This window comes from Flavobacterium sp. TC780, assembly GCF_056783245.1.
In genome coordinates, this window is record NZ_JBXBAV010000086.1 from 59,485 (window position 1) to 71,988 (window position 12,504).

Genomic DNA, 12,504 nt, shown 5'->3' on the forward strand with positions numbered 1-12,504 from the left:
GTTTAATTGTTTTTTTTTTCTTTTGGATGATCTTCTTCTAGGTATTTTTTAATTAAATGATGTCCAAGATAAATTAATGGAGTTAATAAAACTGCAACAGTAAGTTTAAATGTGTAGCCAGTTAGCCCAGATGAAATAAAAGTATCAAAATCTATTTTTCCAGGTAACCAAAAAGCAATTCCCAAAACAATAAAAGAATCGAATAATTGAGAAATTACAGTTGATCCAGTAGTTCTAAGCCAAATTTTCTTTTCACCTGTTCGTTTTTTGAAAAACCAAAACATCCAAACATCTATTAGCTGTGATGCCATAAATGCAATAAGACTCCCGACTATAATCCACATACTTTGTCCAAAAACGGCATGAAACTGTTCGTCATTTACAGGACTTATTCCTTTTGCAGCTGGAATTACTATGGCCATGAATAATATAATGAAAGCATAAGCAATTAAACAGGCAGTTATAAGTGAAAGTTTTTTAACTCCTTTTTCTCCAAAATATTCATTGATTAAGTCGGTTGTTAAAAAAACGATTGGCCAAGGCAAAATTCCGATACTCATTACAAATGGACCTATTTGAATCAGTTTTCCTCCAATTAATTCTGCGACAACCGCATTGGTAATAAATATTCCAGAGAGAACTACAAAAACAATTTCTTTTTTGGTCTTAAACATAGATAATTTTTAATATGTCAAATTTAATATATTATTTGGAGTATTTATTTTTATAAAAAATATTGTTGAGATGTATTTAATATGTAACTTTTTTCTGTGTATCCTATTCTAATTATTGGTTATATTTGGGAATTGCATTTATTTTATAAAATTTAAATAACATACATGAAAAAAATTGTTACAATTCTAATTATGGCTACTTCTTTAACTTCAGTTCAGGCACAAACAAATTCTACTAATCCATTATTACAAAAATGGACTGGCCCTTATGGTGGAGTACCTGCTTTTGGAGAATATAAAATTGCTGATTTTAAGTCTACTTTTGATGATGCTATTAAGCAAAAAAAAGAGGAGATTGATGCTATTGCAAATAACCCGAAGCCTGCAACTTTTGATAATACAATTGCTCAACTGGAACGATCTGGGAAAACGTTGTCAAGAGTTATGACGGTTTATGGAATTTATTCTTCGAATATTAGCACTCCAGAATTTACATTGGTAAAAAAGGATATTGAACCTTTACTAGCAGCACAATCTACTGATTTTTATCAAAACAGGAAGTTGTTTGAAAGAATTGAGAAGCTCTATAACTCTCCTGATAAAAAGAAACTAACTAGTGAGCAACAAAGACTTATTTGGGTTTATCATATAGAATTTAATAAGCAAGGAGCTAATTTAAGTGATGCTGATAAGGCAAAAGTTGGAGAAATAAATAAACAATTGTCGACATTGTTTTCGCGATTTAGTCAAAATTTATTGGCTGAAGAAAATGATCAATATGTTGCATTATCAAATGAAGCTGATTTCGATGGTTTACCAGATGAAATAAAGAAAGCAGCTATGGCTCAAGCCAAAGAAAGAAAGCTTTCTGCAATGGGATGTATAGCAAACACACGCTCTTTTGTGGAACCTTTTTTGACTTTTTCTACGAATAGAGAATTGAGAGAGAAGGTGTGGAGAATGTTTATAAACAGGGGAGATAATGGTAATGAATATGATAATAAATCGACTTTGGTCGAAATATTACAGCTTCGTGCTGCAAAAGCAAAACTTTTGGGCTATCCTACTTTTGCTCATTGGAATTTAACTAATCGAATGGCTAAAACTCCTGAAAGAGCTATGGCTTTAATGGAGGCTGTTTGGGAGCCTGCCGTAGCTCAGGTTCATAAAGATGTTGCAGATATGCAAAAGATTGTTGTAGCCGAAGGAGGGAAGTTTCAGATCGAGCCATGGGATTATCGCTATTATGCTGAAAAGGTTAGAAAAGCCAAATATGATTTAGATCAAAATGAGGTTAAAGAATACCTTCAGCTTGAAAAATTACGTGAAGGAATGTTTTGGGTGGCTGGTGAATTGTTTGATTTAAAATTTAAACAAATAACAAATGTACCTGTTTATCATCCAGATGTGAGAGTTTGGGAGGTATCTAATGCCAAGTCAGGTAAAGTGGTAGGTTTATGGTACTTTGATCCTTATGCACGCAAAGGAAAGCGTTCTGGTGCTTGGATGAATGCATACAGACAACAGCAAAAAATGGATGGTGATGTTCTTACTATTGTTTCTAATAATAGTAATTTTATTAAAGGGAATGATAATGAGCCTGTTTTAATTTCATGGACTGATGCAACTACTTTGTTTCATGAGTTCGGGCATGCATTACATGGTTTATGTTCGAATGTTACCTATCCAACTTTGTCTGGGAACAGCAGTAGCAAGAGATTATGTTGAGTTCCCATCTCAAATCTTAGAGCGTTGGTTAGAAACACCTGAAGTGTTGAATAAATTTGCTTTAAACTACAAAACAGGGATGCCTATCCCTAAAGATTTGGTAGATCGTATTGCAAAAGCAGCAACATTTAATGAAGGGTTTTCTACTGTTGAGACAATTTCAAGTTCTCTTATAGATATGAAATTACATTTAGCAGGAGACTCAATTATTGATCCTACAGTTTTTGAAAAAGAAACATTGGATAAGCTTAAAATGCCTAAAGAAATTGTAATGCGTCACCGTATTCCACAATTTGGACATATTTTTTCTAGTGATGGTTATGCGAGTGGGTATTATAGTTATTTGTGGGCTGACGTAATTAGTGCAGACGCTTATGAGGCATTTACTGAAGCAAATGGACCATATGATAAAAATGTTGCAAAAAGATTACATGACAAAATCTTTAGTGTTGGTAATACAACAGATCAGGAGCAAGCTTACAAATCTTTCAGAGGGCATAATCCTGAGATTAATGCTTTAATGAAAGCGAGAGGTTTTGAGGCTCCAGTTGTAAAACCAAAGAAATAGTTATTGCAAAAAATAAAATAGAGTTATATAGTCGGAAGATTTTTCTTCCGACTATTTTTATTTATTAAGTAAGATTTTGCTTGGTAGAGTGATGTAGGTATAAAATTAAAGCAGCTCTATTGTAGAGCTGCTTTTGTGTATTCTAAATTAAGAACTTTATTTGTTTAGTGACCCCATGGTCTTTCAGGTACTGGAATTTCTTTACTCAAATCAAAACGAACTTGAAAGTGATTTGGAGAATTAGCTTTTCTTAAGTTATAAGTATATTCATTTCCGTCTATTGTTACCCACCAGACATTGGCTGATGCAGCTGGAATTAAATTTGTTGTTTCCTGATCGGCAGGGAAAAATTGAATTTGTGATGCTCCTGTATTTGTTGTTGTGCCTCCGTATTGGGTGATTTTATCTTCTGATCCGTCTTTTAAACGATGGTCGTGTTTTAATTGAATTCCGTTTTTTGTTTTAGTAAATACCCAAGTTCGGGAATGGTCATCACCTACATAAAAAGGAATTTTAATTTCTGAATCGGAACAACTCATTACATACATTGATAATTTTTTATCAGCAAAATCTTTAGGAGCTGGTTCTGTGCTTAGTTTGCCTGAGTAGGCCTTGCCGCAATGTGCTTGTAATTGCTTCCAAAACTCATCTTGAGCATTTTTATTTTGTGCAAAAGTTGCGCTAATTGCAAAAATCAAAACGAGTAAAAAATAGTTTATTCTCATCATTTTATTTTATAAATGTTATTTTCAAATATACCTTTTTTATCTAAAGTAATTTCTTTTATGATAATATTTAGGTTGCTTGATCTATATCCTTCAGGAAGGTTTGGTAATAACTTTATAAATAAAATGTAGCGTTTCTCTTTGAAGAATTTATTCTCAGATAGATTTATTTTGGTAGAAGTATATTAGGCTTAAATAAAAAAGTGATGGGTTTTGAGACTCCATCATTTTAATTTATACCGCATTGTGATATGGTTTAAACTAAAAAAGGTTGGAATTTCTTCCAACCTTTTTTATATGTAATTTAGAATATAGATTATCCTAAAGAAACTCTTTTGAAACCTGTAATTTCAACGTTGAATTCTTTAACATAATCACCAACTTTTTTACTATCATCTTTGATGAAGTTTTGATCTAATAAAGCTTTCTCTTGATCTAAAGTAGTATTGTCAGAGATGAAACGTTGAATTTTTCCTGGAATAATTTTGTCCCAAATTTGTTCTGGTTTACCTTCAGCTTTTAATTCAGCTTTAGCATCTTCTTCAGCTTGTTTTAAAACTTCTTCAGTTAATTGAGAGAAAGAAATATATTTAGGAACATTTTTTAAAGTTTTTCCTAAACGTTTAGCTTCTTCATTATCTTTTTCGATTACAGCAATACGAGCAGCAAGTTCAGATTCAACGAAAGCAGGATCAAAATCTTTGTAAGATAATGTATCAGCTCCCATAGAAGCAACTTGCATAGAAACATCTTTAGTTAAAACGTCAGCGTTAGGAATTGGAGCAGAAATTGCAGTTAATGCAGCAATTTTGTTAACGTGAACATAAGATCCAACGAAAGCACCTTCTAAAATTTCAAAACCACCGATTTCGATTTTTTCACCAATAACTCCAGTTTGCTCGATTAATTTTTCAGCAACAGTCATTCCGTTGAAATCTGAAGCTAAGAATTCTTCTTTAGAAGAGAAATTGATCGCTTTTTCTACTAATTCTTTAGCCAAAGTTACGAAAGCCTCATTTTTACCTACGAAATCTGTTTCGCAGTTTAAAGTGATGATAACACCTTTAGTTTTGTCAGCATTAATAAAAGAAACAGCAGCTCCTTCAGAAGACTCACGGTCAGAACGGTTAGCAGCAACTTTTTGTCCTTTTTCTCTAAGGTTTTGTATAGCTTTATCGAAATCTCCTTCAGCTTCAACTAAAGCTTTTTTACAGTCCATCATTCCGGCACCTGTAACTTGTCTTAATTTATTTACGTCTGCAGCAGTAATTGTTGCCATATTGTATGTTTTTTTATGAGTTAAAAGTAAAAATTCCAATCTTTAAATCTCAAATTCCAATTTTATCAAATTATCAACATAATGTTTCTAACTTTTTTATGGGATTTGGAATTTAAAAATTGGAATTTAAAAGTTTATTTATTCTTTTGTTTCAGCAGGAGCTTCAACAGCTTCAGCAGCTGGAGTTGCTTCTTCTGTAGCAGGCAATAAGTCAGCCTCTTTGTCAGAACCTCTGTCAGAAAGACCTTCAACGATTGCAGCTGTAACTAAAGATAAAATTTTATCAATTGATTTAGAAGCATCATCATTTGATGGGATTACATACTCTACTTCTCTAGGATCAGAGTTAGTATCCACCATTGCGAAAACTGGAATGTTTAATTTTTGTGCTTCTTTTATTGCGATATGTTCAGCTTTAATATCTACTACGAACAATGCTGCAGGTAGTCTAGACATGTCTGCGATTGAACCTAAGTTTTTCTCTAGTTTAGCACGAAGACGATCTACTTGTAAACGCTCTTTCTTAGAAAGTGTCATGAAAGTACCGTCTTTCTTCATTTTATCAATAGTAGCCATTTTTTTAACAGCTTTACGGATAGTTACGAAGTTAGTTAGCATTCCACCAGGCCATCTTTCAGTGATGTAAGGCATGTTAGCAGCTTTTGCTTTATCAGCAACGATGTCTTTAGCTTGTTTTTTGGTAGCTACGAATAATATTTTTCTACCTGATGCAGCGATTTTTTTCAAAGCTTCATTAGCCTCTTCAATTTTTGCTGCAGTTTTATATAGATTGATAATGTGAATACCATTACGCTCCATATAAATGTAAGGAGCCATGTTTGGATCCCATTTTCTAGTCATGTGTCCAAAGTGAACACCTGCTTCTAGTAATTCTTTTACGTCTATTTTGTTTGCCATTTTTGTACTAGTTTACGTTCTGTTGATTAGCAATGCATAAATGGCGGTTTCCCAGGCTTTATACATTTAGATGCTAAACTATTTCCTACCTCGATAGGAGAGCAACAACAACTGTGTTTTTTAAATTCAATAATAATTGATATGTCTTGCTCGTAATGAACAAGACAGGTAATATTAACGTTTAGAGAATTGGAATCTCTTACGAGCTTTCTTCTGACCGAATTTCTTACGTTCAACCATTCTTGGATCTCTTGTTAATAAACCTTCTGGTTTTAAGATAGCTCTGTTTTCAGCATTTACTTCACACATAACACGTGCTAATGCCATTCTTACAGCTTCTGCTTGACCAGTTGAACCACCTCCGTAAACGTTTACTTTTACATCAAAGTTGTTTACATTTTCTGTCATAGACATTGGTTGTAAAACTTTGTATTGCAAAGTTGCAGTTGGGAAATAGGTTGCGAATTCTTTTTTGTTTACAGTGATTTTTCCTGTTCCTTCTGAAACATAAACACGTGCAACAGCGGTTTTTCTTCTACCGATTTTGTGAATAACTCCCATTACTTAAGATCGTTTAGGTTAACAGTTCTAGGTTTTTGAGCTCCTTGTTTGTGCTCTGATCCTACAACAACATTTAAATTTCTGAAAAGTTCAGCTCCTAATTTGTTCTTAGGTAACATTCCTTTTACTGCTTTTTCTACTAATAATGCAGGGTTTTTTGATTGCAATACTTTAGCAGTTAAAGTTCTTTGTCCTCCTGGGTAACCTGTATGACGCATGTAAATTTTGTCATCCATTTTTGTACCTGTAAGGTTAATTTTTTCTGAGTTGATAACAATTACGTTATCTCCACAGTCAACGTGCGGTGTGTAACTAGGCTTGTACTTACCTCTTAAGATCATTGCAACCTTTGAAGCAAGACGTCCTAAGTTATGACCTTCAGCGTCAACAACAATCCACTCTTTAGTTACAGTAGCTTTGCTAGTTGAAACCGTTTTGTAGCTTAATGCGTCCATAATATTATTTTAATTAAACATTCCATCCCCAATAAAGGGGTTGCAAAAGTACAATTAATTATTTTAAATACAAATACCTTAAAAGATTATTTTAAATGCTGAAAATCAGGAGGTATCTTTTTATTTGAAAGAATAAAAAAACCAGCTTTACAATTAAGAAAGCTGGTTTGGATATTTTGGGGTAAATTTTGTTAGACAATAAACAAATTTGCTATGTCTACAACTTGTTGCGTAGTAAGGGGTTCATCATAGGCTTCTGAGCCTGCGGCGGCTCCAAATAAGGCAGCAGTATTATATCCTGCTTGTACAGTTAATTGTTCTCCATCATATACAGCTTGAGTTTGGATAGGCATTCCTGCACCTCTCTCATTACCATTAATCCATCCTTTAAGACCGCGTAAACGTCGTACTTCGGATGCGTGACGTGCCTCTACGGAATGTATTTGCAGTGCAGCTGTTAATAAATCAGGTGTAGAAATTAAATTTCCTGCTTGACCTTTATAGGCTCTTACTCCTGTATCTTCAAAGGCTTGTGCCAATGCCAGAAATGTTGGATAGTCATTAAACGGGTCAAATGCTCCACCAACAGTAAAATCAAAAGTTGGTTTGGGAACAAAGTTTGCACTTGCTGGTCCGCCTAATCCAGCAATCAGAAATTTAACATGACTTGATTCATGGGCTGCAATTTGTTGAAAAACTTTTAAATCGCGTCCACCGTTTTCAGATGCAGGAATAACTCCATGATCTAATGCCATAGCGTAAAATTCATCTTCAAGATATTCTAATGTTAATGCAAATTGCAATGCTCCAATAGGAGTTGCTGGAGTTGCAGTTATATCTTTGGCTAAAGCTTTATTGGCTAATGAAGATAATCCGAATGGAATTGAGGCTATTGCCAAAGTCTTTCCGATATTTCCAAATTGTGTAAAGCTGTCTCTTCTTGAACCAGTGCTTCTCATCGCGCTTTCGTCAGCAAAAGTTTCTATAAATTTTAATATGTTCATAATTTCTAAATTTTAAGGGGTTATGATTATGGTAAGTATTTTGCTGTGAATGGAGTTGTTATAAATCCTCCAGCAACTGCTAAAATTTTAGATGGATCTTTTGCCACATCTAATCCAGTTGTAGCATTTACTACATCATCGCCCGCAAAATCTTTAGAGTTTGGGTTGATCAAACTTCTAATAGCCGAAGCATGTCTTGCCTCTACAGAGACAATCTTGCCTGCTAACACTAAATAGTCAGCGCTTTTAATTAGTTTTCCTGCACCATTATATGCGGCAACTCCTGTGTCTTCAAGAGCTTTCGCGGTTGCAAGTACTTCGGAACGACTGTTAAAATTCATAGATCCATAATTAAAAGCCAAGTTAGGAAGTAATTGAGTACTTGGTTTAGGGAGCGCTCCGCTTAAAGCAGCTTTAAAAAAATCTCTGTGAATTACTTCGTGATGATACAAGTCGGTAAGTACTTGTTTTTCAATGTCGTTGAAAACAGAGTTAAAACTCGATGCATTTACAACTTTAGTATAAAAGTCTGCTTCTAATTGTTCTAAGGCATATGCGTATGTTAATACACCGAAATCTCCAGAGCCTAGGTCGAAGACGCCATTTCTAATTCCGGGTAATGAAGTGTCATCTATGGGCATGTCTTCGTTATCATCGTGACTGCATCCTGCCAAAAGTAAGCCAGTGCTAACAAGCGTTAGTCCACTGATCTTAAGGAAACTCCTTCTATCGTTGAGTAAGGGGTTAACTTCGTGAATTTTAATTTTCGTTTTTCATAATTCAATTTCTTTAAAGTGGTTATTAATAGTAATTATAATCATGCGTAAATAGTTATAAACGAAATTTTCAGGAAGGCGGTTTTAAAATTTTGCTTTTTTTTATTTTTTATTTAAATTGTTTTACTGAGTAGGTACAATTACTTGAAAAATTAATGGATGTTTTGACTTGTTTTTGTTTTAATTTCCTTAATTCTACTATATTTGTATTAATTCAATAAAATTATCTTAAATGAAAGCTAAAGCAACTCTAAAACAAATCGCAAAAGAACTTAATGTTTCCGTGTCTACAGTTTCTAAGGCACTTAATGATAGTCCTGAAATTAGTGAGCAGACTAAAATTAAAATTAAAGAGTATGCCAAACTAAAAAATTACAAACCGAATGTTATTGGCTTGAATTTAAAAAACCGTAAAACAAAAACAATTGGAGTTATTATTCCTAATATATTAAACTCATTTTTTGCTAAGGTTTTTAGTGGTATCGAAAAAGTAGCTGATAAAAAAGGATATAATGTGATTACATGTATTTCTAATGAGTCTTTGGAAAAAGAAATCCATACTCTTGAAATGTTGAGCAACGGAACGATTGATGGTTTTATATTATCGGTTTCTGAAGAAGCTCAAAAATTACAAGAATACAATCACTTTAAAGAAATTATAAATGACGGAACGCCAATTGTAATGTTTGATAGGATTGCTGAAGGAGTAGAATGTGATAAAGTGATAGTTGATGATTTTGATTCTGCTTTAAATTCAACACAACATTTAATTAATTTAGGATGCAAGAATATCGCCTTAATTTCTTCAGTAGATAACTTAAGTGTTGGGAAGTTGAGAGCTGATGGGTATCTAAAAGCTTTGGTTGACAATAACATTCCTGTAAATGAGAATATCATTCTTCGTACCGATTCAGAGGAAGATATGAAAAGTAAAATTGATGCCATTTTTGACCATAAAATCGATGCTATTTTTGCTTTAGATGAAAATGATTCAGTAGCAGCTTTAAGAGTTAGTTTGAAAAAAGGATATAGAGTTCCAGAAGATATATCAATAATAGGTTTTGCTGATGGAATTTTGGCTTCAAGACGATTATCACCAAGTTTAACAACGATAAGTCAACACGGAATAGAAATTGGCGAAGTTGCTGCCAAACGATTAATCTCAAGATTAGAAGAAAAAGAAGGGGAAAGCAGTGATTACGAAACGATAGTAATCAAAACCAAACTGAAAGAAAGAGAATCATCAAGAAAATCTAAATAATAAAAAAATCCATTAGCTCAGCTAATGGATTTTTTTATTATTATTTAACTTTCCCAAGTAATTTGATCTAGATTTCCTTTTTCATTTGTTTTAACAACTAAAAGTTGATCACAAGGTTCTCCATCAATATCTATCGAATAGTCAAAGACTCCATAATAGGTTGTGTTGTATTTACCATCAGGATAAAGCCCGACTCTATTTAGTTTTAATTCATTGAGAAGTAAAATCTCTTTTGGAGTATTTGTGTTATCTAAGTCTATGATTTTTGATATCTCAACTTGCTCAAGTTCATCAAAATAAAAGTTTATATAGTCTCGAGTTTCCCCATCTTCTTCTTTCAAATCATTTTCAATATAAGACATATTCTGTTTGTCAAATTTCTTGATGTTTTCAAGGAAAGTTCTAATTGTTTCTATTGAGGGCTGGTCAATTGAATCATTTTCAAAGTTTAAATCAATATTTATTTTTGTTTCGTTAAAATCAACTTCTACGGAATAGTATTCTTTTAACTCTTTTGAATTGATTTCTTCAAAGTATGGAAAGTTGTAATTCATCATTTTAAGTTTTTAAAATATTAATGCGCCTCTAACCAATCTCTACCCATACCTAGCTCTACTTCTAATGGAACTGCCATTGTGAAAGCATTTTCCATTTCATGTTTAATCATAGGCTGTATTTTTTCAAGTTCATCGTTGTGTACGTCAAACACAAGCTCATCATGCACTTGAAGTAACATTTTAGATTTCCAGTTTTCGTCTCTTAATTTTTTATGAATATTAATCATTGCAATTTTAATAACATCGGCAGCACTTCCTTGAATTGGAGCGTTTAAGCATTTCTTTCAGCTCCGCCACGTACAATTGCGTTTTGTGAATTAATGTCTTTTAAATAACGTCGACGGCCCAGGATAGTTTGAACATAACCATTCTCTCTTGCAAAATCTATTTGTTCTTGAATGTATGATTTTAATCTTGGATATGTTTTATAGTATGCTTCGATTAATGTCGCACTTTCACTTCTAGATAGTGAAGTTTGATTGCTTAAACCAAAAGCCGAAACACCATAGATGATACCAAAGTTTACAGTTTTAGCATGGCTACGTTGTTCACGGGTTACTTCTTCTAGAGCTACATTAAATACTTTAGAAGCGGTAGATTTATGAATGTCTTCATGATTTTGGAATGCTTTTATCATGTTCTCTTCACCACTTAAAGCAGCGATAATTCGCAATTCTATCTGAGAGTAATCGGCAGATATTAAGGTGTAATTTTCATCACGTGCAATAAAAGCTTTACGTATTTGTCTTCCTCTTTCGGTACGAATTGGAATGTTTTGTAAGTTAGGATTGTTAGAGCTTAAACGACCTGTTGCAGCTACAGTTTGCATATAATCAGTATGGACTCTTTTAGAAACTGGATCTACTTGTAATGGTAAAGCTTCTACATAGGTATTCTGTAATTTTACAAGAGAACGCCAATCTAAAATAGCAGCAACAATTTCATTGTCTTTGGCTAAATAACTTAAGATTTCTTCACCAGTTGCATATTGGCCAGTTTTAGTTTTCTTTTGCTTAGCTCCACCAATTTTTAATTTATCAAATAAAATATCACCTAATTGTTTTGGAGATGCAAGGTTGAATTGTTCTCCAGCAATTTCGTAAATTTTGGCTTCTAATGTTTTAATATCATTGCCTAATTCTTCTGATAATGATTTTAAGAAATCTACATCAAGACGAATTCCTTCAGTTTCCATAGCAGCCAAAACGCTAACTAACGGAATCTCGATTTCGTCAAATAACTTTTTGGTTTCAGTTTTGTCTAATTCAGTTGTAAATATTTCTTTCAGTTGTAAAGTTACATCGGCATCTTCTACAGCATATTCTTTTATATCTTCGAGTGCAACTTCGCGCATCGATTTTTGATTCTTTCCTTTTTTACCAATTAAATCTTCAATAGATTTTGGAGAATATTTTAAATAAGTTTCGGATAAAATATCCATATTATGGCGCATATCTGGATTAATCAGGTAATGTGCAATCATAGTATCAAATAATTTTCCTTTTACCGAAACACCATAATTCAATAATATTTTTAAATCGTATTTTAAATTCTAACAATTTTTTCGATTGCTTCATTTTCAAAAAACGGAATAATTTTTAAATCAATGCTTTAGCTTCATCTTGATTTTCTGGAAATGGAATATAAAAACCTTTCCCCTTTGTATGAAAATGAAATTCCAACCAATTCAGCATGTAAGGCATTTAGTCCGGTAGTTTCGGTATCAACAAACAGCCGTTTGCTTTTGTAAATTTTGTAAAAGCAATTTTAAGCCTAAATCACCTTGTACGATTTGATAAGAGTGAGGTGTATTTTCTAAATTGCTATAAAAAAGAAGTTCTTTGCGCTTCTGGATTTTCTTCATCAGTAGTAGCACTTCCAAAAAGGTCAAATTGATCCTCGTTTTTTGGTTGTGGTTAGGTGCTGCCTCCCTAACAACAGGAGCATGTATTAACCTTAGCAATACGTACTGAAGCCACGTCAACAGTATACGTAAAA

The 12,504-nt window shown here is 33.1% G+C and carries 12 protein-coding genes and 1 pseudogene; 3 read left to right on the forward strand and 10 right to left on the reverse strand.

All coding sequences use genetic code 11. The annotated features are described in order from the left end of the window. Positions 1 to 2: 2 nt before the first annotated feature. Positions 3 to 674 carry a queuosine precursor transporter gene (locus AC1RYN_RS08680; protein WP_481806651.1) on the reverse strand — a complete coding sequence of 224 codons (672 nt, stop codon included), beginning with the start codon at positions 672 to 674 and terminating at the stop codon, positions 3 to 5. Positions 675 to 839: 165 nt separating this feature from the next. Here AC1RYN_RS08680 and AC1RYN_RS08685 point away from each other — a divergent pair, with 165 nt between their 5' ends. Together AC1RYN_RS08685 and AC1RYN_RS08690 are read left to right on the forward strand one after the other, a co-directional pair. After that, positions 840 to 2,402 carry a M3 family metallopeptidase gene (locus AC1RYN_RS08685; protein WP_481806652.1) on the forward strand — a complete coding sequence of 521 codons (1,563 nt, stop codon included), beginning with the start codon at positions 840 to 842 and terminating at the stop codon, positions 2,400 to 2,402. Beyond that, positions 2,350 to 2,970 carry a M3 family metallopeptidase gene (locus AC1RYN_RS08690; protein WP_481806653.1) on the forward strand — a complete coding sequence of 207 codons (621 nt, stop codon included), beginning with the start codon at positions 2,350 to 2,352 and terminating at the stop codon, positions 2,968 to 2,970. Before AC1RYN_RS08685 ends, AC1RYN_RS08690 begins: the two co-directional genes overlap by 53 nt. 164 nt (positions 2,971 to 3,134) lie before the next feature. On the opposite strand, the gene AC1RYN_RS08695 is transcribed toward AC1RYN_RS08690, so the two are convergent. From AC1RYN_RS08695 to AC1RYN_RS08725, 7 genes are all read right to left on the reverse strand, one after another. After that, on the reverse strand, positions 3,135 to 3,698 hold the full coding sequence (locus AC1RYN_RS08695) for a hypothetical protein (protein WP_481806654.1): 564 nt from the start codon (positions 3,696 to 3,698) through the stop codon (positions 3,135 to 3,137). Between the two features lie 313 nt (positions 3,699 to 4,011). Further along, positions 4,012 to 4,974 (reverse strand): translation elongation factor Ts, encoded by a 963-nt coding sequence (gene tsf, locus AC1RYN_RS08700; protein WP_481806655.1) that lies wholly within the window; start codon positions 4,972 to 4,974, stop codon positions 4,012 to 4,014. Positions 4,975 to 5,112: 138 nt separating this feature from the next. Beyond that, complete coding sequence (gene rpsB, locus AC1RYN_RS08705) at positions 5,113 to 5,892, reverse strand: 30S ribosomal protein S2 (RefSeq protein WP_129540796.1); 780 nt, start codon at positions 5,890 to 5,892, stop codon at positions 5,113 to 5,115. 174 nt (positions 5,893 to 6,066) lie between these two features. Continuing rightward, the gene (gene rpsI, locus AC1RYN_RS08710) at positions 6,067 to 6,453 is read right to left on the reverse strand and encodes a 30S ribosomal protein S9 (protein WP_007808909.1); all 387 of its coding nucleotides are present in this window, start codon (positions 6,451 to 6,453) and stop codon (positions 6,067 to 6,069) included. After that, positions 6,453 to 6,908, reverse strand: coding sequence for a 50S ribosomal protein L13 (gene rplM / locus AC1RYN_RS08715; RefSeq protein WP_129540797.1), 456 nt, complete (start codon positions 6,906 to 6,908; stop codon positions 6,453 to 6,455). Before rplM ends, rpsI begins: the two co-directional genes overlap by 1 nt. Positions 6,909 to 7,099: 191 nt before the next feature. Next, positions 7,100 to 7,912 (reverse strand): ferritin-like domain-containing protein, encoded by an 813-nt coding sequence (locus tag AC1RYN_RS08720; RefSeq protein WP_481806656.1) that lies wholly within the window; start codon positions 7,910 to 7,912, stop codon positions 7,100 to 7,102. A 26-nt stretch (positions 7,913 to 7,938) separates the two neighbouring features. Beyond that, positions 7,939 to 8,586, reverse strand: coding sequence for a ferritin-like domain-containing protein (locus AC1RYN_RS08725; protein WP_481806657.1), 648 nt, complete (start codon positions 8,584 to 8,586; stop codon positions 7,939 to 7,941). Positions 8,587 to 8,920: 334 nt separating this feature from the next. On the opposite strand from AC1RYN_RS08725, the gene AC1RYN_RS08730 reads away from it, so the two are divergent. Further along, on the forward strand, positions 8,921 to 9,949 hold the full coding sequence (locus AC1RYN_RS08730) for a LacI family DNA-binding transcriptional regulator (RefSeq protein WP_481806658.1): 1,029 nt from the start codon (positions 8,921 to 8,923) through the stop codon (positions 9,947 to 9,949). Between the two features lie 44 nt (positions 9,950 to 9,993). Here the strand turns inward: AC1RYN_RS08730 and AC1RYN_RS08735 are convergent, their stop codons facing one another. Together AC1RYN_RS08735 and polA are read right to left on the reverse strand one after the other, a co-directional pair. Continuing rightward, positions 9,994 to 10,506, reverse strand: a complete 513-nt coding sequence (locus AC1RYN_RS08735) for a DUF2004 domain-containing protein (RefSeq protein WP_481806659.1) — start codon at positions 10,504 to 10,506, stop codon at positions 9,994 to 9,996. Between the two features lie 17 nt (positions 10,507 to 10,523). Then, positions 10,524 to 12,410: pseudogene (gene polA, locus AC1RYN_RS08740) on the reverse strand (DNA polymerase I); the annotation flags it as partial. Positions 12,411 to 12,504 lie beyond the last annotated feature (94 nt).